This window comes from Mycobacterium sp., assembly GCF_032159565.1.
Lineage (GTDB): Bacteria > Actinomycetota > Actinomycetes > Mycobacteriales > Mycobacteriaceae > Mycobacterium.
Genome location: NZ_JAVHWR010000211.1, coordinates 17,651 through 37,726 on the forward strand (window position 1 = coordinate 17,651; position 20,076 = coordinate 37,726).

The following is a 20,076-nucleotide window of genomic DNA, read 5'->3' on the forward strand; positions in this document are numbered from 1 at the left end:
CTTTGCCGTTCGTTATGGCATGCGCGGTACTTCTCCACGCGAGCTGAGTAAGTGAAGCGGGTGGTAATTTCGTGATTCGCGAACCAGGCGAAGCGTTTACCGTCATCCACTTAGGAGCTCGATTTTGGCTATCGGCGAGCTAAGCGCACGCGAAGCGGAACGCGTTGTCTGGGACGTCATTGTAGTGGGTACCGGAATGGGCGGCGGAACGCTGGGCTACTCGCTCGCCCGTTCAGGCCGTAGGGTGCTGTTCGTCGAGAAGGGGCGCTCGACCTTACCCGGCGCGCCTGGCACGATTCGCTCGGTGCTGCCAGAAGTGGCCGAACCGATTGCGGCCCGTTCGACTGAGCACTACTACGACGTCCTGGCTAGGGCCGGCCGCTCAACTGATGAGATCGAAGACATCAGTGGGCGCTTCTCACGACGGTTCGTGCCGTTCATCGGCAGCGGTACCGGGGGATCATCGGCCATCTACGGCATGGTCTGCGAGCGGTTCTTCGTTCGCGATTTCACTCCGCGGCAGGATTTCCGCAACCCCGGTGAGTCCACCGTCCCGGAGGCCTGGCCGATCACGTACGACCAGATGCATCCGTGGTACACGGAGGCCGAGAAACTGCTCTGTGTCCACGGCCAGCCTGATCCACTGCGAAGCGAGGCGGTTCACGTCAATCTGCCTCCGGCACCCGCCTTTTCGGCGGACAACCAGCCGCTGGTCGACTACCTGACAGGGCGCGGCCTGCACCCCTATCACTTACCCATGGCCTGCGAATATCTCGATGGTTGCGCCTCCTGTCACAGCTATCTGTGTGAGCGGTCGTGCAAGGGCGACGCGGGCCGCAATTGTGTGCTGCCCGCCGTCACCGAGCACGGGGCCCAGCTTTTGCCGGAATGTCGTGCGGTGCGCCTAGAGGCGGACCGCACTGGGGTCCGGCGGGTTATTTGCGAGGACCGTTCAGGCGCGCTGGCCCTAACGGCCAAGGTGGTCGTGCTGGCGGCCGGCGCGCTGGTCACACCGATCTTGCTGCTCAACTCTCGCTCGGGCGACTGGCCAAACGGATTGGCCAACGGCTCGGACCTGGTGGGACGCAACTTGATGCGTCATCTGATCGACCTGATCGAAATCTGGCCGGACTCCGACGGCAACGCCACGACCCCGAACAAGGAGATCGGACTCAACGATTTCTACTTCTGGGACGGGCAGAAGTATGGCACGGTGCAGTCGTTCGGCTCGATGCCGCCGATGGAGATGCTGACGAATCAACCCGGCTTGCGGCCGAAGGCGCTGCGCCTGGCCAGCCCGTTGGCGCGCCGCGTCTACGAGCGGTTCTTCAATGGCGGGCTGGTGCTGGCGCCGCTGATGGAAGATCTGCCCTATCTGGACAACCGCGTTCTGCCGGGCGATCCGGTCGGGCCGGATGGCCGTCAGCGACTGCAGATTCGATACCGTCTTCACGCCAGCGAGATCGAGCGCCGCGCAGTGTTCCTGCGGCAATTGAAAGAAGTGTTCAAGCCGTTTCGCAAGGTCACACTTCGAGGTGCCGAGGACAACGCGGCAATCGCCCATGTTTGTGGTACGTGCCGCTTCGGCGTCGATCCGAGATCCAGTGTGCTCGACCAACACAATCGGGCGCACGAAGTGGACAACCTCTACGTGGTGGACAGCTCGTTCTTTCCCTCCAGCACCGGTTTGAACCCAAGTCTGACGGTTGCCGCCAACGCATTACGGGTTGCCGATCACATCGGCAACGCACATTTCGCGAGCTGAAATCGATGTTCAGGCCGGCTTACGGAGCGGCAGACCGGCGGCGCGATAGATCGAATCGATGACTGTCATGTTCGCAACCGCGTCTTGCGGCGTCGTCTTCACCGGCTCGCCACGAAGTATCGCCGCGGCGAACGCGTCGAGCTGATAGGCGTACGAGGCGCGCCGCGGAAAGTGCTCTAAACGTTTACCTTCGGCGGATCTAATGGACAGTCGGCGAAAAGGTGCCCCGGGATTGAGCACACGCAGACGCGCTTCCCCGCGATCGCCGACCACCTTGGCGCTCAACTCGAACAATTTCGACGACCACATCGAACAGTGAATGCGCCCGGTGTGTCCGGCCGCGAAGCGCAACTCGGCGACCATAGCCCGGTCGACATCAGGATTACGCAATTTCGCCTGTGCCCATACAACTTCCGGCGTCGACCCACCGAAGGTACGAACCATGTGGACTGCGTAACATCCAACATCCATCGTCGCGCCGCCGGCAAGGGCATAGTCGTAGCGGATGTCGGAGAACTTCGGTAGCGGGAAGCAGAAGGCCGACTCCACCCGCTCCAACGTGCCCAGCTCCCCCGACGCGATGATCTGCTCAATCCGCAGGGCCAGCGGATGGTAGCGGTAGTGGAATGCCTCCATCACTATCCGGTCCGACTTCGCTGACAGGTCGGCGATCTCGCCGGCCTCGGTGGCGTTTGCGGTGAACGGCTTCTCGCACAACACATGCTTTTTCTCGGCAAGCGCTGCGCGAGTCCATCTGCCGTGCAGGCCGTTTGGCAGCGGGTTGTAGACCGCGTCCACATTCGGATCGGCGATCAGCGCCTCATAGCTGTCGTGCACGCGGGCAATGCAGTGTTTGGCGGCGAAACCCTGCGCGCGAGAGACATCGCGCGCCGCCACTGCGACCACCTCTACTTCGGCACTCTCCCTAGCCGGGTTGACGAGTGCCAAGGGTGCGATGCGCGCTGCCCCCAGGATGCCGACTCGAATAGGGCCTCCCCGCTGCTCGCTCAAGACAGGAGTCCGGTCAGCCGGCACGACGTGAGCGGGCGAAGTTTTCCACGTGGTCCGCAGCGGCCACAATGCTCTCTGCGGGCTTTGTCATCCGTGGGGCGAATTCACGCGCCCGGGTGACATAGTCGGGGGCGAGAATGGTGCGCAAGTCCGCCACGAGCGATTCCTGCGTCGTGCTCGAAAAAGGCCGGCTGGTACCAACTTTCAGCCTTCTGACCTGATCTCCCCAGAGGATCTGGTCCAGCCATGTCGAAAGGATCAACGTAGGAACGCCTGCGCGCAAGCCTGCCGCGGTGGTTCCCGTGCCACCGTGGTGCACCACCGCGCGGCAAGTCGGGAAGATCGCCGCGAAATTGACAGTGTCTACCACCTTGACATTGTTCAGGTGCTCAATCTGACCAAAATCTGTTCCAGCCGCGCACACCAAGGCACGCTCACCCAACTCTGCGCACACCGCACCGATCGTGGCGAGCGTATCGGCCGGCGTCTTCACTGGCATGCTGCCGAACCCGAAGAAGATCGGCGGTGTGCCTGCCGCGATCCACGACGCTGCCTCTTCGTCGGCGTCGGTTGGCATTTCCATTGTCAGCGCGCCGACCATGGGACGCCGGCCATCCCATTTCGCCATCTCATCGGCTAACCCCGGGAAGCAGACTTCGTCGTAGGCCTGGATTTCCAGCGGCTTGCGCTCGGCGATTCGCCGCGCCGGCGGAATTACTGCGTCCGGCAGACCGAGTTCCCTGCGCTGCGCCTCGTCCAGCCTCTTCTCCAGGCGCGAAACCAGCTGCCTGAAAATCTTCTCTGCGAGGCGAACCAGCGGCGATCGTATCGGTGCATACCGGTCGCTCGCTTGCAACGGGGACGTGTGGAGAGTCGCCAAAGGAATGTCGAAGTACTCGCCGATGTTGAAGATGGGCTGCTCGAACCCGGCGTCGGTGAACAGGAGATCGGCCTCGTGCGCAAGCGACTTCACCGTCGTGTTGGCCTCTCTCCAGAATTGACCGAACATTCGCCAATCTTCGCGCCCCAACTTGACCAGATCCCTGACCTTCCAGAAGTAGCGGAATATATGCGTCAGGAAGTCGCGGTGCAACGCGTGCCAAACCTGTGCATCCGGTCCGTATGGCACCGCCGCTAATCCCACCGATTCCGCGAAATCCACCAAGTTAGGCGAGACGGCCATACGCACGTCGTGCCCGCGCCGGAGTAACTCAGCACCCACCGCTACACAGGGTTCGATGTCGCCGCGACTCCCGTAAAACGCCAGCACAAATTTCATCGCGAAAATACTAACCTCTGATTACTTGTCGGCATCCGCCGAAGTGGCACTGTAGCCCCGTTCCCGTGTCTAATTCGCGGCTGAAGGGCCATCAGACTGGCCTATGAATGAGACGACTGATGGTACATAAGCAACGCCAGCCCTCCCTCTGTGGCAGCAAGGACAACAAAACCGACGAGCGGTTGCAGCTGCGAATAGCGCTGGCATGTCAGCGATCGGTGGCAGCAACTGTCAGCCGCGTGAATATTATCCGCGGCAAACCTTTGCAATTCGACTGCAGGGTTGCCGAACTCATTCCATAATGTGCGATGGCCCGGCCGTAGCTACCTGAAGGAAAGATGGAATGACCTCTCTCGACTCCGTCAAGGAACGTGGGCGCGGCGCCCTTGTCCGATCGATGCGAGCTTGCGTGGACCAGGACCACGTCCCGTGGATGGCCAAGGCTCTATACGTGAGCGGATGTCAGCTGCTGCTGCCGAGGCTCGGTATCGAGGAGGACGAGACTCCGGTCGAGTCGCGATACGGGACGAAGTTCGTTGCCGGGCCCGGGGGCGCCTGGCTCAACTCGATCTTGCGCTACCGCGGCGTATTCGAGCCAGTGCTTTCCGAGTTCATCTTGGAACATGTGCGCGAGGGGGATGTATGTGTCGACGCCGGCGCCAACTGTGGCTACTACTCCCTGTTGCTCGCTCAGCGGGTGGGTGCGTCAGGAAAAGTCATTGCGATCGAGGCGGCACCGGACAATGCACAGCGGTTGCGCGCCAATCTTGAACTCAACGGCGCCACCGACAACGTCGAGGTTGTCGTCGCGGCATGCGCGGGGCAGAAGGGCGAGCTCACCTTGTACCTCCATCCGCACAATGACGCGTTGTGCCGGCTGAACCCACCTGCCAAGGGAGAGCGGGACCGCAGGCAATTCGGGTCGACATGGATTCCCGTGCAGGTCCCCGCAGACACGTTGAGCTCGATCGTAGGCAGCGAGGCAGGAAACGTCTCGTTCATCAAGCTCCACATCGAGGGCGCAGAGGCGGAGGTAGCGCCGGAAATCCCCGACAAGTTCACACATCCGCAACTTGTCGTGGCCTTGCTGGCGAAAGAGCCGAATATCGAAGCCACGCTGAAGACGTTCGAGGACAGGGGTTTTCATATCTACAACCCACACGAGGACTACCGCTGGCTCTTTGAACGCAGCAAACCGACGATCAGCGCGGCGGCATACAGCGATTTCGGTAATCGCGGCACGATCTGGGTGATTGTCAGCCGCCAGCCGCTCACCCTGTCGTAGCGACGATTCTTCGATGAAATTCGTGCTGGCGTTCTATGGGAGCCGCGGCGATGTCGAGCCCGGGGTCGCTGTCGGCCGCGAGTTGCTGCGCCGCGGCCACGACGTACGCGTGGCGGTCCCGCCCGACCTGCTGGACTTCGCGGAGTCGGCGGGGCTTACGGCCCAGGCTTACGGTCTCGATACTCGGGCATGGATGGAGGTGCACCGCGACTTCTCGACGCGCTTGTTCCACAACTTCTGGAAGATCAACGAGTTGCGCAAGTTGTGGGAGGAGGTGTGGGCGCCGGTTTCCCGATGCTGGGAGGAGATCGGCACGACACTGATGTCGCTGTCGAACGACGCCGACCTGATATTCACCGGCCTGGTTTTCGAGCAGCCCGCTGCAAATGTCGCGGAATATTACGAGATTCCTTTGGCCACTTATCATTACACTCCAGCGCGAGTCAACGGCCACCTCGTGCCGTTCATACCCGCGCCGCTGATCCGTCTCGGAATATCGATGGACCACTGGCTGGGCTGGCGCAGGACGAAGAAGGTCGAGGACGCCCAGCGCCGTGAGTTGCGACTCCCCGAGGCAACCGGCCCGGCGTCGCGACGGATCACAGATCGCGGATCGCTGGAAATCCAGGCCTATGACGCGATTTGCTTTCCCGGGCTGGCCGCCGATTGGGCGAGATGGAAGAACCAACGGCCCTTCGTCGGCGCTTTGACGATGGAATTGCCGACTGACGCCGATGAGGAGGTCGCCTCCTGGGTTGCCGCCGGGTCGCCGCCGATCTTCTTCGGATTCGGCAGCATCGCAGTCGGATCGCCGGCCGACACATTGGCCATGATCACCGGGGCGTGCTCGCAACTGGGCGAGCGGGCGGTGGTCTGCGCCGGCTGGAGTGATTTCACCGATCTCCCCCATGCCGAGCACGTCAAGATAGTGAGCGCGGTGAATTATGCGGCGATCTTTCCGTCCTGTCGCGCGGTCGTGCACCACGGCGGCACAGGGAGCACGGCAGCGGGTCTGCGCGCCGGAGTGCCCACGCTGATCCTCAGGACGCTGCTCGATGACGTCGTCTGGGGAGCGGCGATTAAACGATTGAAGGTCGGTACCGCCCGGCGTTTTTCAGCCACCACCGAGCAGTCGCTGGTCGAGGATCTGCGCACCATTCTGGCCCGGGACTACGTCGACCGGGCCCGCCAAGTCGGCAGCAGGATGACCAAATCGGCCGACAGCGTTGTGGCAACGGCTGATCTCGTCGAGGAGTTCGCTCGCTTGCAGCACGTGGGCTAACTGACGGCGGGCCGTCGACAGAAACAGTTCGAATCAATCCTGCCGGCGTGCTGGGAGAACGGCGGCCCTCTCCTGCGCTCCAACCGTCGTACCACCAGCGGCCCCGCACACGTGGTCGCAGATAGTTGCGATGTCAAATTTTGCATACCCAAAGGTTGCGGTACCAACTATCCGACGCGACTATATGACCGTGCTATCGCCTGCTCTCAGAGACAGCAACCTTTCTTCCGGTCGCGCATTGACGTGCTCGTTGATTTTTGCGCAAACACCAATGACGCAAGCAGCTGCTGTAATTGCTATGAATTGGCCGCCCAAAAATTGACGAGAGACGCGAACGAAACGTAAGTCGAATTATGGCAAACATTTAAGGCGAACGGGAGGTAAGGTGAGCAAATCGCGGGACTTGTTTGCTGTACCGCCATGACGCTGAGGGAACATTATGGCTGACCTCGACTCCGTCAACGAGAATGAACACCGCGTTTTGGCCACTGCAGCATCGGTGCCGAGCGCTCAGGACGGGTGGTCTTATGCCGCCTGAGATTCCCTTTATCCGCCCGCGTTTTCCTTCAGGTAGGGAGCTTGCCGGCGAGTTCGACGAGATCGTCAACAACAATTGGTTCACGAACTTCGGCCCCAAGGAGCGAAATTTCGCCAGAGCCGCCGGTGAATACCTCGGGCCTGACATCCAAGTGGCCACGTTCGGAAATGCCACCCAGGCGCTCATTGCCGCAATTCACGCCGCCGTCGGTCCAGGAGGTCGTGACCGTTATCTGTTGATGCCGTCATTCACCTTCGTCGCCGTGGCGCACGCCGCGCTGTGGGCCGGCTATCGGCCCTGGTTCATCGACATCGACGCCGACACGTGGCAACCCAGTATCCGATCGGCGGGCGCCGTGCTGGAGCGCGCCCGCGATCAAATTGCCGGTATGTTGCACGCCAACGTATTTGGCGTGGGCAACCCCCAGATCGGTGCTTGGGAAGACCTCGCCGCCAAGTGGGACCTTCCATTGGTGATCGACTCAGCGGCCGGCTTCGGTTCGGCCTACGTGGACGGTCAGCGCCTCGGCGGACGCGGCGCCTGCGAGATCTTCTCCTTCCATGCGACCAAGCCGTTCGCCATCGGCGAGGGTGGTGCACTGGCCTCGCGTGACGCACGGTTGGTCGAGCAGGCGCGAAGATTCTCGGACTTCGGTTTTGTCGGGCGCGGGTGCACGCACCTCGGCCTCAACGGAAAGATGCAGGAACTCTGCGCCGCCATCGGCCTTCGCCAGCTCGTCGGGCTGGATCAGCGCCTGGCAAGCCGCCGCACCGTCTTCGACAACTATCGCGCCGAGCTCACGGGCATCGGTCTGCAGTTCCAGCCCAACGCTGACGCGTCTTCGATGTGCTTCGCCAGCGCGTGCTGCGAGTCCGCCGACCAGAAGGCCGCAGTGCTCGCCAGCCTGCGCCTGAACGCGATCCGGGCCCACGACTACTACAACCCGCCGCAACACCGGCAGCCCTTCTTTCTCGCCAACCCCGAGCTCGTGAGGTCGGCCGACCTCACCGATACTGACGAAATCTGCTCGCGAATCGTTTCCCTGCCGGTGCACGACCACATGGCGCCGGAGAACGTCGCACGTGTTATTGCCGCTGTGCAGGGCAACGCACGAGACGAGAAACCGCAGACCGTCGTCGCATCCTGGTCAAGGTCGCTTCGACGCCGATCCTTGATGCCGAAGCTCAGGTCCTGAGCGATCTGACCAAATCGTGCTCATCTTCGCCAGAGTGCACCAGTGCCGTCGATGTCAACGATCTCTGCCGATATCCCTTGTTTCTCACGGTAATCTGCGACAGCTTCCCGACATGCAGGGATCGCATAGTCGTCGATGATGCAGAACCCCCCGGGTGACAGTCGCGGGTAAAGCGCCTCGAGCGCTTGGATCGTTGATTCGTAGAGGTCACCGTCCAGCCGCAACACCGCGATGCTGCCGATCGGCGCATCGTGCAGGGTGTCCTTGAACCAACCCGGAAGGAAGCGGACCTGCTCGTCAAGCAACCCGTAGCGCTCGAAATTCGCTCGGACTTCCGTTTCCGGCACTCCGAGAATGCCCGAAAACAGATCCAGCCTCAGGCCTTTGTCGGCCTCGTAGTTTTCAGTGTCCGGGCGAGGCAGGCCCGCGAACGAATCGGCGAGCCACACGGAGCGAGTCTCATCGCCGTAAGCCGCCAAGACCGCACGCATCAGGATGCAAGCCCCTCCGCGCCACACCCCGCATTCGACCAGATCGCCGGGGACATCGTCCTCCAGGACCGTCTCGACGCAACGCTGCAGACTGGTCAGCCTCTGCATTCCGATCATCGTCTCTGCAGCCGCCGGCCAGTCCAAGCCCAGATCGCGCTTGCTCTGGCCGAACGGGCTCGCGCGATTGAGCATCGGCATAACAGCGTTGACGGTTTTAAGAAGGAGTCGGCGCCTCATTGGCCACTGCGCGGGCGTTCGCTCGTGCATTCCATATCTGGTCAAGTTGCGTCGGATGAGGTCGAGGTAGAGAGATCGCACATCGCGATCGGTCACCGTCAAAACTGCCCCTATCTCAGATGCCAATGCTACCGGCAATGATTCTAGACTTTCCAATACGCCGTGTCCCCCAGCTCAGCAAAATCACCCGGCACTCTCCCAACCGACCTCGAATCCAGAAGTCGGCAGGTAGCGCCCTGCACCGCTAGAATCCAAGACCGCGGTTATACGCGGGCAGATAATATTGCAAACAGGGCGAGTGTCGATCAGTTTCCTGACAGGTCGGCCGCTAAGAAACCGAACCGCCGATACTGCCTAGCGATCGATCATTCTGACACACCCCGCTGCGGGGACGGGCCTTGGCCCTGGCGCTTCCCTGACGACAACTTTCTCGTCCACCGATTGCATCCCGAAACCAAATGGCTAGATACAGAAGCGGGTTGAGCGCAACAGGCATGTACGTTCTCGATTTTTTAGCTCGCCCCGCCGGAGTGACATAAGCTGACGCTTTCGCTTCGTCACACACGACCGTCAGCCGCGCGCCATGCTGCCGGCCCGCTTGATGCTTCCGTCGGAGCATTGCGATCGGAGAGCGAAAACAATGCCGTTCGTTGGGCTTGAAGCGACGACCTGCACATCCCACAGAATGACGGGCGCACTGGACTAACCCGATGAGCGGGAATATTGGTCCGCAATGTACGCGGCTAACAATTTAAGATTGCGGTAGGGTTGCCCGCCATGGCGCCTGTCAACGATGGAGAGCAGACAATACCGCCACTGCCTCGCTGGACACAGGACGTTGAACAAGCGACCCGCGTGCATGAGGAATCGCAACTGAAAAGCGGGAAGGTTTCGAGTCGGCCGCCGCGCTGGTTCGTCGCCGCGGTTACGGCGATCGGCGGAATACAATTGCTGTCCTTGATGGACGGCACCATCGCAGTGATCGCGCTCCCGAAGATCCAAAATGAACTCGGCTTGTCGGACGCCGGGCGGAGTTGGGTGATCACGGCCTACGTGCTGACCTTCGGCGGTCTGATGCTGCTCGGCGGTCGATTGGGAGACACCATCGGGCGGAAGCGCATCTTCCTGATCGGCGTCACGCTTTTCATCATCGCCTCCGCGCTGTGCGGCATCGCCTGGGACGGTGTGGCCCTCGTGGCCGCCCGGCTTCTCCAAGGGGTAGCCGCCGCGATCATTGCACCGACCAGCATCGCGCTGATGGCGACGACGTTCCCGAAAGGCCCGTTGCGCAACGCCGCGATGGCGGTTTTCGGCGCCATGACCGGCATCGGATCGGTGATGGGTCTCGTGTTGGGTGGAGCGCTCACCGAAGTGTCTTGGCGCCTGGCATTTTTCGTGAATCTGCCACTCGGCCTGCTCGTGCTCTATCTGGCGAGCATCGGCCTGCGCGAATCCCAGCGGGAGCGGATGAAGCTCGACGCTGCAGGAGCTGTGCTGGCGACATTCATCTGTACCACTGCGGTTTTCGGCTTCACGATGGCACCGGAGAAGGGCTGGTCGTCGGCCGTGGCGATCGGTTCCGGCGTGGCGGTCCTGGCAGCGTGTGTCGCATTCGTGCTCGTGGAGCGCCGGACCGAGAATCCCATCGTGCCGTTCAGTCTGTTCTGTGACCGCAACCGACTGGCGGTTTTCGCTGCGATCTTCCTGTGCGGTGGAGTGCTCTTCGCCCTGATCGTGTTACTCGCGATCTATGTCCAGGACATCATGGGCTACAGCGCGCTGCGTGCGGGCATTGCCTTCATTCCATTCGCCATCGCGGTAGCCATCGGGACGGCCGCGTCGTCGCAACTGGTGAGGTGGTTCTCACCACGCGTGGTGATGATCGGCGGAGGCAGCCTGGTACTTGCGGCAATGTTGTACGGCTCGACCCTGACCCGTGGCGTGCTGTACTTCCCGAACTTGGTGCTGCCGCTCATCGTCGCCGCCATCGGTATCGGCATCGCCAACGTTCCGTTGTCCCTGTGCGTCATCGCCAGCGTGGGTCCCGACCGGATCGGACCGACTTCTGCGATCGCGCTGATGCTGCAGAACCTCGGCGGCCCGATTGTTCTGGCGGTCATCCAGGTCGCGATCACTTGGCGCACGCTGTCCCTTGGCGGCACCACCGGCCCAGCGAAGAATATGACCGCCACACAGTTGAACGCGCTGGATCAAGGCATCACCTACGGCCTGCTGTGGTTGGCGGGCGTCATCGTCCTGGTGGGCGGAGTGGTGTTGTTCATCGGTTACACCTCGCAACAGGTGGCGCACGCACAGCAAGTCAAGAACGCCATGGACGCCGACCAACTCTAGCCAGGAGTCAACGGCCGCAACGCTTTATGCTTTGGCGAAGCAGTACATGCGATAGGAGAACTCCCCGCTCTTCAGGTCGCGGTAAACCTTCGAACCCTGTACGAATTGACAGGTTGCGCGCATCAACTTCGAATTGTGGCGATCAAGCACCTCTTGCCAACGCTGAGAATTTCGATCCATCCCGCGCACGATGTTCGCGCTGATGTCCCTGTGCGAAAGCATCTGCAAAGGCGCATCTGCCAGCGCCGCCTCCCAGTCCGGGATGTGCGGAGCGAACCGGCCATCGGCGTAGAGCAAGTGTCCGCCGGGACGGAGGACGCGCGCCACTTCGGCGAGGAAACGGCGGAAGTCGGGATAGTGAATCGAGGATTCGACGTTGATCACCGCGTCGAACGACTGGTCGGGAAAAGGAAGATTCTGGGCGTCGCCCTCGACGAACTCCAAGGCCGACAGCTGGTGGCGTTGGCGACAGAACTCGATTCCGGTTGCGTTCAGGTCCAGTCCCGTGTACCCCGCCGGGCGCAACGTGCGCGAGAGGTAGGCGGCGCCGCCGCCATGGCCACACCCGACCTCGAGCACTCGCAAGCCGGTCAGATCACCCGACTGGGTCGCTGTGCAGTGATAAAGCTGGATGGGGAAACGGTCAAGTTCGTCGGAGGCATCCAGACGAATCGCCATTGGCGGATCCTCCTCGTAGCCGTAATTGAGGAACACCACGTCGTCGGCGCCGAATCGGCGAGTAATAGTGCGATAACTACGTTTCTGGGTCTTGTAGCCGAGGTTCCAAATGATCGGGTGGTAATTCAGGCGGTCTATAAGTCCCACGAGCTTCGCCTTTCGCCGAGAGTGCGCAATTGCGTCAGTTTAAGCCAACTTCTGCAGCGTCAGGACGACCTTTTGGCAAATTGGTTCGGCAAACGACCCTCAAGAGCGCACCGCCGACACTGGGGACGCAAATCGCTGATCAGACGGCGGTTTCAGACGTTCGCGTCAGTTCTGACATCACCGGTCACCGGGCGAGTTGACGTCCGCGCAAATCTCGGCAGGTGCAGTCTCCGCCATAGTCGGATGTCGGCCGCATGGCCGCCGAGTTTGCGTGCCGAGTCGGCTACTCTCATGTGGTGAATTGGCTCGACGTTACGAGGCCCGCGTTCTTAACGTCAGGGGCGAATCGATCCGACTTATTGGAGGCTGACCAATGGCAGTTCGGCTGCGTTCTGCACGTACATCCTCCAGCAGCGGCTCGTCGAATGGCGATGCGCAGCCCGATAATCGGCTCGCGATGCTCGACCACGCGTTTTTCAGGGGACAACGCGCCATCGAGCAAAAGCAAGTCGTGCAGGTTGTATGGGTATATGAGCACGCGGTCGATTTCGAGGGGCTCAAACGATTCAACCACAATCTCGGTCATGGGTTACTAGGACGGCGCATTGAGTGTTCGCCGCTCCCGTTCGCTCGCCACCGGTGGGTCTCGTACCGCGAGCCTGCGGACATCGATGTCGCTACGTGCGCACGTCCACGCGCTGACGTCAGTGATTGGGCCGATGAACGCTCACAGCTGCCGACTGATCCGGAATCGAGTTCGGGCTGGCATCTCGGCGTCCTTCCCCTCAGTGACGGCTCGACAGCGGTGAGCCTTGTCATCTCCCACTGCCTTCTCGACGGTCTTGGGGTCATCGCCGTGCTCATCGATGCGGTTATGGGAAACACACGCAACCTCGGTCTCCCGCCGCCGAGCTCACGCTCGCGCCTGCGCGCGGCGGCTCAGGACGTCCGCCTGACAGCGTTAGATGTGCCCGAGGCCACCCGCGCGCTTGTTGCGCTGGCCAAACTGGCCGGTCGTCACCGACACGAGCTCAGGGCGGCGGCCAAAACGGCACGTCGCCACCGTAACCAGATCGCCGAACAACCAGTACCGCGGCCCGTCGCGCTATCCGACGGTGATGGCGATGAGAGCGTCATCGTGCCGACTATCACCATGCACATCGACATCGACGAATGGAACAGCCGTGCGAAAGTCCTTGGCGGAACGAGTAACGCATTGATGGCCGCGTTGGCGGTGAAGCTTGGAGAGCATCTCGGACGCCGCCGTGCGAGTGACGGCGCGGTTACCCTGCAACTTCCGATGAGTGACCGTACGGAGGGTGATAATCGCGCGAACGCGATGTCGTTCGCACGCGTCACCGTTGACCCGGAACGCGTCACGGATTACCTGGGCGACGTTCGCGCCGCCATCAAGAAGGCGCTGATCGATATGCGGGAAATGCCAGACGGATCGACTGATCTTCTTTGGCTCACCCAGTTCGCACCGAGGCGGGCGTTGAATCGACTGTCGAGTGTAATGGTGGTCGGCGATCCGGATCTTCCCGTGTTCTGTTCGAATCTGGGCGATCTCGGGTCGGTAGTGTGCCGACTCGATGGCACCGACGCCGAGTACGCCACCGCCCGAGCGATCGGACAAAACGAAACGCGACGATCGCTAGAACAGGCTGGGGGCATGACGAGAATGCAGTGCTGGCGCCTCCGCGACAGAGTCTTCATCACCGTCGTCGCCTACCAACCAGGCGCCGAGAACACAAAGCCCGCGTTGCGCGAGGTCGCCGCGCGCACATTAGCCGACTTCGATCTCACGGGTGAGATCGAATAACGCGCCCCCTAGCCGTCGGCATCATCGACCGATGCCGCGCGATTTGATGCCACACGCCGAGAGCAGATCGACATCGAGAAGATTTCTGGTGTCCACAATGGTCTGTCCGGCCATCAAGTCGGCTACCCGCGCCCAGTCGAGTGCTCGGAAGGTCGGCCACTCGGTAAGTACGACAACGACATCCGTGCCGTGCACGGCCTGGTAGGCATCCGGCACGACGGTGATGCCGTCGGTGACTCCGGGTATATCCCGAGGCACAGCGGGATCGAATGCCATCAATTCACTTCCCTGACGGACGAGCTGATCAGCAACGCGAAGTGCCGGCGAATGCCGGAGATCGTTTGTGCCGGCCTTGAACGTCAGGCCCAGTAGCCCGATTCGCTTGCCGTCCAGAGACCCGCCGGCGGCTTCCCGGATTCGTTCGACTACGCGTAAATGCTGCTTGTCGTTGCTGTCGATGATGGCTTGCAGAAGCGGAAGCTCGAGTCCCACCTGTCTAGAGATATGCAGAACGCCCGCGGTGTCTTTCGGCAGGCACGAGCCGCCCCAACCGGGTCCCGGCCGGAGATACGAATCGCCAATCCGAGGGTCGTATCCCATCCCCTTGGTCACCGCGGCGACGTCAGCGCCGAGCTGTTCGCACAATTCGGCGATTTCGTTGACGAATGACAACTTAGCCGCGAGGAACCCATTCGCCGCATACTTGACCAGTTCCGCGCTGGCGGTGTCCATGAAAATGGTCGGAGCGGATAATGATTCGTATAGTGCGGCTACTTTCTGGGCGGGACCTGGGATGTCCGAACCGATCACTATGCGGTCCGGCTTGAGAAAATCATCGACGCAATAACCCTCGCGCAAGAATTCCGGGTTCGAGACCACGCTGATGTTCGATCGTCCCACCAGCGCAGCGACCCTCGCCGCCGTCCCGACCGGAACCGTCGACTTGTTGACGATCACGCAGCCGTCGGAAAGGGCGTCGCGCACGTCGACGACCGCCCTGTCGAACCATGTCATGTCGACGTCGCCGGCCAGGCCCATCGGGGTCGGCAGACAAAAGAACACGAATTGTGCATCGGCCACGGCCTCCGCCACTGCCCTGGTATGCACGAAATCAAGGTGTCCGGAACCAAGGCCTTCCGCGACAATCTCGGCGAGCCCGGGTTCGACGATATCCACCTCGCCACGGCTCAGACGTTGAACCTTGGGTTCGTCCAACTCAGCGCAAGTGACGCGATGTCCAAGCATCGCAAGGCATGCCGCCGACGTCAGCCCGACATAACCGGCTCCCACCACAGCGATTCGGGCGGCGTCACCACGCCTCTGCCCGTCATCATTCAGGCTGTCGGTACGCAAATGTCAACCCCCTCGCGGCGATACAGCGCGTCGCTTCTTCAATCCCCTCTGCGAACCGCGATCATATTAAGTCGCGGAACCAGCTGATCGTCGCTTTAAGTCCATCGTCCATACTTGTGGTTGGCGCCCAACCAAGAACCTCACCTGCCCTTGAGATATCAGGACAGCGCATCTTCGGATCGTCAGTCGGCAGTGGCACCAACTCGATTTGTGAACTCGAGCCAACAGCGGCTCTTATGCGTTTGGCCAATTCCATCATCGAGATTTCCTCGGGATTCCCGATATTTATCGGGCCGGGCGCATCAGATTCGATGAGGCACACCAGACCCGCCACCAGGTCGTCGACGTAGCAGACAGACCTCGTCTGCCTGCCGTCGCCGGCTACGGTCAGCGGTTCGTCATGCAGCGCCTGCCAAATAAACGTTGGAATAGCACGGCCATCGTTGGGCCGCATTCGCGGCCCATAACAATTAAAGATCCGCGCGATGCCGGTGTTTGTCCCGTGCCGACTGCGGTAGCTTGTCGTGAGGGCCTCGGCAAACCGTTTCGCCTCGTCATACATGCTGCGAGGACCGATGGGGTTTACATTGCCCCAATAGCTTTCCGGTTGGGGGTGGACGTGCGGATCGCCGTACACCTCTGAAGTTGACGCCAATACGAAACGAGCCTGCTTTTCGCGCGCAAGTTCTAGACAATTGAGCGTGCCTAAAGAACCGACCTTGAGCGTCTCGATTGATAGCCGGGCGTAATCCCGCGGAGACGCCGGGCTGGCCAAGTGCGCTACGACATCGACTGGCCCGGGTATAACGAACGGGTCCGTGACATCCACGTCGCGGTGTGTGAACGGACCAAGCCGCGACAATCGATCGATATTGCGGAGGCTACCGGTGCTGTAGTCATCCAGGCAAATAACTTCATGGCCGTCCAGAAGTAGGCGCTCACAGAGTGTCGACCCGATGAAGCCTGCTCCGCCCGCCACAACTGCTCGGCTCATGGTTGAGAAAACCTACTTCCCGATCCCCAGGTTCGTATCGCTGGCAAACTTCGCCCGGTTTACCAGTTTTTCTATATCGTTCGTTTGCCATGGCGTAGTGCGGAAACCAAAGCACCAGCTTACGGCCCTCGAATCGCCGGTAGCATAACTCGACTGCGAGGCTGTCGACCTAGAATCCGAGATTTACCAGAGGTGTCGGGCAACACCGGTTCGGCGGCGGCGTGCAAGTCACGCGAAGGTTGCGACGACCACACCGGTCAGATCGCTGCGACCGCGTGTGGCGCTTCCCTGGTTTCTGGCAGAGGACCGCCGGCAAAGTCTGGTTAACTCTTGCAGGGCCAATCGTCCGCGTCTTTCACTCGCGGCCGTATTCCGGCGCGGTCCCGTGGATTCCAGTTTAGGATGTGCGCATTATGCGATTCGGAGAACGTAGGACCAGGCCCAAAGATGCTCATGTCCAGAATCAGAAAGAAGGGTCGACCTCGTCTCCGAACCCGCTTTCGCTCGAGGACATTAAACGCTTACAGCGTGAGCTCATGCGATACCTTCTGCTCCGAGGACGCCCACCGATAGAGGGGTCGAGCACGCCGGCACAGCTGCTGTATCTCGCTTCCACCGTTCATCGCACAGGTGCCCGCCTTATCGGGGAGATAGGGTTCAATGCAGGGTTCTCCAGTTACGCATTTCTCAGTGCACACCCCGAAACCAAAGTCGTATCGTTCGATTTAGGGAAGCGCGCTTGCACGAAAGTTGCGAAGAAGCTCATCGATTTAAACTTCCCGAATCGGCATGAACTGATCTATGGCGATTCGCGCGAAACGGTCCCGGAATTCACAATCAAAAATCCAGATGTGCATTTTGACCTCGTGTTCATAGACGGCGGCCATGAATACGACGTGGCGAAGGCAGACATTGCGAATATGATGCCGCTCTGCACAGACAAGACCTTCGTCATCATGGATGACCTCATGCCTTGGCGGCATTTCGGCACGGGGCCTACTCAAGCTTGGACAGAGGCAACCCAGGTGGGCATCATCCGGCAGGACGAATTAATCAAGGATGGCAAGCCCGCCGATGTGATCGCGCCTCCCGGGAAAAGAAGCTGGGCGCTCGGACAATACATCTTCGCGTAGTCCTCGAATGAAGAATACCGATAGCAGTCGGCTCGCGGGAATGGCAGAGAAAGGCTGGGGTTCTCTGCCATGAAAATTGTGCTGGCAAGCTATGGAAGTCGCGGTGATGTCGAACCCGGCGCCGCCGTCGGCCGCGAGTTGGTGCGCCGTGGACACGACGTATGCATGGCTGTCCCACCCGACCTGGTGGACTTCGTCAAATCAGCTGGGCTTCCGGTGGTGGCTTACGGGCTGGATACGCGGGAGTGGCTGCAGGCACACCGGGAATTCTGGACCCGCTTGTCCAGCAGCTTCTGGAAGGTTCGAGACCTCGTTGAGTCGGCGCGCGAAGTGAGTTCTCCCATCGCCAAGTGTTGGGAGGAGATCAGCACGACGCTGATGTCGCTGACGGACGGCGCCGACCTACTGTTCACCGGCCAGAGTTTCGAGCAGCCCGCCGCCAATGTCGCGGAGTTCTACAACATTCCGCTGGCGACTTATCAGTACGTCCCGGCGCGGGTCAACGGACACCTCGTGCCGTTCCTGCCGGCGCCGCTGGTCCGTCTCGGGGTATCGATGGATCTCTGGCTGGGTTGGCGAATGTCGAAAAAGGTCGAGGACGCACAGCGCCGAAAGTTGGGGTTGCCGCGGGCAACCGGCCCCGCGTCGCAGCGGATCACCGAACGCGGATCGCTGGAAATCCAGGCCTACGACGCAATCTGTTTTCCCGGCCTGGCCGCCGAATGGACGAAATGGAAGGACCAACGGCCCTTTGTCGGCGCGTTGACAATGGAATTGTCCACCGACGCCGATGAGGATGTTGCGTCATGGATCGCCGCGGGAACACCGCCGATCTTCTTCGGATTCGGCAGCATCGCGATCGGATCACCGGCCGATACGTTCGAAATCATCAGCGCGGCCTGCGCGCAGCTGGGTGAGCGAGCGCTGGTTTGTGCCGGCTGGAGTGACTTCGACAACCTGCCCCATTCCGAGCACGTCAAGGTGGTGAAGGCGGTGAATCATGCGGCGATCTTTCCGACCTGCCGCGCAGTCGTGCACCACGGGGGCGCAGGCACCACGGCCGCAGGATTGCGCGCCGGCGTCCCCGCGCTGATCCTCTGGTTATTGGCCGATCAGCCGTACTGGGGGGCGGCGCTCAAACAGTTGAAGGTGGGTACCGTGCGGCGCTTTGCGGCCACTACCCAGAAGTCGCTGGTCGCAGACTTGCGCACCATTCTGGCCCCGGATTACGTCGAGCGCGCATGCCAAACCGCTGCCCAGATGACCAAACCCGCCGAAAGCGTTGCGGCTGCGGCTAATTTTCTTGAGGAATTCGCCCGCCAATGATCGACCGTTGATGGCCGTCCAGGTGCTTCACCCGATTTGCGTTAGTCCGGGAGCAAAACAGCCGTTGCCGAAAAGATTGCAGATACCCACTTCCTCTTATCTAGAATGCGCACTTCATCGTGCGCCGAGACATTAGGCGCGTCGTCTCGCACCATACTTACGCCGCGGCGGTCTCGTAATCACCCTCTGCTGCAACGTTTTCCTCCGTGTGCGTGGAAGTGCGTCCTACGTGACCACTGATGCCCGGCCGTCGAAACGCGGCTTGAGCGCCGAAGATTCATCAAAAACAGTATCTGGCAGAGAACGCTTTCAGGTGTAGATACTTGCGTTTCGCAAAAGCGCGCTCGACTGCGGCGCGCGACGCATTGCGCGCCAGCCACCTGCGCCGGTAAACTTCGGCCCTTGGCAAAGGGGGAAGTATGGAAAAATCCCAAGGGTTCTTCGCGCGAACACTTACGCGTGTCGCCACGGTAATCTTCGGTGCGCTTTACCGCCTGTACACCCGAAATTCAACGCTTGGCGACCATGAGTTCTTCGACAACAAGGACTTCCCCTGGATCGATGCGATCGAAGCCGACTGGCGCAAGGTCCGTGCCGAACTCGACGCACTCATGCCTTATGCGGCGGACATGCCGAACTTTCAGGACATTCAGAAGGACCAGGCGGCACTCTCCCAAGACGACGGCTGGAAGACCTTCTTCTTCTACGCCTACGGTATGAAGGCCTCGGCGAACTGCCGCCGTTGTCCAGAGACAACCAAGGTCCTCAAGAAGATGCCGGGCATGAAGACCGCGTTCTTCTCAATCCTCGCGCCAGGCAAGCACCTGCCGCCGCACTACGGTCTCTACAAGGGCGTGCTCCGCCTTCACCTCCCGTTGCTCGTTCCCGAGCCTGCCGAGATGTGCGCCATCCGCGTCGGTTCGGAAACCCGTCACTGGCAGGAGGGCAGGGTGATGATCTTCGACGACACCTTCGAGCATGAGGCGTGGAACCGGACGGACAACCAGCGGGTGGTTTTGTTTGTCGACATCATGCGGCCGATGAGCTTCCCGGCGAATCTGTTGAACACCGTGGCGACATGGGCGATCGCCCTCTCCCCCTTCGTGCTTGGTAGCTATGGGAGCTACGCCCGCTGGGAGAAGCGCTTCGAGGCAGCCGTCAACCAGGGCGCGGCGGCGAGCTAGCTGC

At 61.0% G+C, this 20,076-nt stretch carries 15 protein-coding genes; 9 read left to right on the forward strand and 6 right to left on the reverse strand.

All coding sequences use genetic code 11. The features are described 5' to 3' along the window. Positions 1–124 precede the first annotated feature (124 nt). A complete protein-coding gene (locus tag QOC76_RS28685; RefSeq protein WP_526362935.1) occupies positions 125–1,765 on the forward strand; it encodes a GMC oxidoreductase in 1,641 nt (546 codons plus the stop codon). 9 nt (positions 1,766–1,774) lie between these two features. Here the strand turns inward: QOC76_RS28685 and QOC76_RS28690 are convergent, their stop codons facing one another. Together QOC76_RS28690 and QOC76_RS28695 are read right to left on the reverse strand one after the other, a co-directional pair. Beyond that, a complete protein-coding gene (locus tag QOC76_RS28690) occupies positions 1,775–2,776 on the reverse strand; it encodes a Gfo/Idh/MocA family protein (RefSeq protein WP_526362937.1) in 1,002 nt (333 codons plus the stop codon). 13 nt (positions 2,777–2,789) lie between these two features. Further along, on the reverse strand, positions 2,790–4,055 hold the full coding sequence (locus QOC76_RS28695; protein WP_526362939.1) for a glycosyltransferase: 1,266 nt from the start codon (positions 4,053–4,055) through the stop codon (positions 2,790–2,792). Between the two features lie 343 nt (positions 4,056–4,398). On the opposite strand from QOC76_RS28695, the gene QOC76_RS28700 reads away from it, so the two are divergent. The 3 genes from QOC76_RS28700 to QOC76_RS28710 all read left to right on the forward strand — a co-directional run bounded on the left by QOC76_RS28700 (position 4,399) and on the right by QOC76_RS28710 (position 8,355). Next, positions 4,399–5,340, forward strand: a complete 942-nt coding sequence (locus QOC76_RS28700; protein WP_526362941.1) for an FkbM family methyltransferase — start codon at positions 4,399–4,401, stop codon at positions 5,338–5,340. 13 nt (positions 5,341–5,353) lie between these two features. Further along, the gene (locus QOC76_RS28705; RefSeq protein ID WP_526362943.1) at positions 5,354–6,622 is read left to right on the forward strand and encodes a glycosyltransferase; all 1,269 of its coding nucleotides are present in this window, start codon (positions 5,354–5,356) and stop codon (positions 6,620–6,622) included. A gap of 527 nt (positions 6,623–7,149) precedes the next feature. Next, the gene (locus tag QOC76_RS28710; RefSeq protein ID WP_526362945.1) at positions 7,150–8,355 is read left to right on the forward strand and encodes a DegT/DnrJ/EryC1/StrS family aminotransferase; all 1,206 of its coding nucleotides are present in this window, start codon (positions 7,150–7,152) and stop codon (positions 8,353–8,355) included. 20 nt (positions 8,356–8,375) lie between these two features. Here the strand turns inward: QOC76_RS28710 and QOC76_RS28715 are convergent, their stop codons facing one another. Then, complete coding sequence (locus QOC76_RS28715) at positions 8,376–9,179, reverse strand: TylF/MycF/NovP-related O-methyltransferase (protein ID WP_526362947.1); 804 nt, start codon at positions 9,177–9,179, stop codon at positions 8,376–8,378. 681 nt (positions 9,180–9,860) lie between these two features. Between QOC76_RS28715 and QOC76_RS28720 the strand changes: the two genes are divergently transcribed. Further along, entirely contained in the window at positions 9,861–11,435 is a 1,575-nt protein-coding gene (locus tag QOC76_RS28720; RefSeq protein ID WP_526362949.1) for an MFS transporter, read from the forward strand. A gap of 24 nt (positions 11,436–11,459) precedes the next feature. Here QOC76_RS28720 and QOC76_RS28725 read toward each other — a convergent pair whose 3' ends face one another. After that, positions 11,460–12,251 (reverse strand): phthiotriol/phenolphthiotriol dimycocerosates methyltransferase, encoded by a 792-nt coding sequence (locus QOC76_RS28725; protein WP_526362973.1) that lies wholly within the window; start codon positions 12,249–12,251, stop codon positions 11,460–11,462. Between the two features lie 382 nt (positions 12,252–12,633). Between QOC76_RS28725 and QOC76_RS28730 the strand changes: the two genes are divergently transcribed. Next, positions 12,634–14,082, forward strand: a complete 1,449-nt coding sequence (locus QOC76_RS28730) for a hypothetical protein (protein ID WP_526362951.1) — start codon at positions 12,634–12,636, stop codon at positions 14,080–14,082. A 21-nt stretch (positions 14,083–14,103) separates the two neighbouring features. On the opposite strand, the gene QOC76_RS28735 is transcribed toward QOC76_RS28730, so the two are convergent. Further along, complete coding sequence (locus QOC76_RS28735; protein ID WP_526362975.1) at positions 14,104–15,375, reverse strand: UDP-glucose dehydrogenase family protein; 1,272 nt, start codon at positions 15,373–15,375, stop codon at positions 14,104–14,106. A gap of 121 nt (positions 15,376–15,496) precedes the next feature. After that, complete coding sequence (locus tag QOC76_RS28740) at positions 15,497–16,429, reverse strand: UDP-glucuronic acid decarboxylase family protein (protein ID WP_526362953.1); 933 nt, start codon at positions 16,427–16,429, stop codon at positions 15,497–15,499. A 536-nt stretch (positions 16,430–16,965) separates the two neighbouring features. On the opposite strand from QOC76_RS28740, the gene QOC76_RS28745 reads away from it, so the two are divergent. From QOC76_RS28745 to QOC76_RS28755, 3 genes are all read left to right on the forward strand, one after another. Continuing rightward, complete coding sequence (locus QOC76_RS28745) at positions 16,966–17,562, forward strand: class I SAM-dependent methyltransferase (RefSeq protein ID WP_526362955.1); 597 nt, start codon at positions 16,966–16,968, stop codon at positions 17,560–17,562. Positions 17,563–17,631: 69 nt separating this feature from the next. After that, on the forward strand, positions 17,632–18,888 hold the full coding sequence (locus QOC76_RS28750) for a glycosyltransferase (RefSeq protein ID WP_526362957.1): 1,257 nt from the start codon (positions 17,632–17,634) through the stop codon (positions 18,886–18,888). A 419-nt stretch (positions 18,889–19,307) separates the two neighbouring features. Next, positions 19,308–20,072 carry an aspartyl/asparaginyl beta-hydroxylase domain-containing protein gene (locus QOC76_RS28755; RefSeq protein WP_526362959.1) on the forward strand — a complete coding sequence of 255 codons (765 nt, stop codon included), beginning with the start codon at positions 19,308–19,310 and terminating at the stop codon, positions 20,070–20,072. The last annotated feature ends 4 nt before the right edge of the window (positions 20,073–20,076 follow it).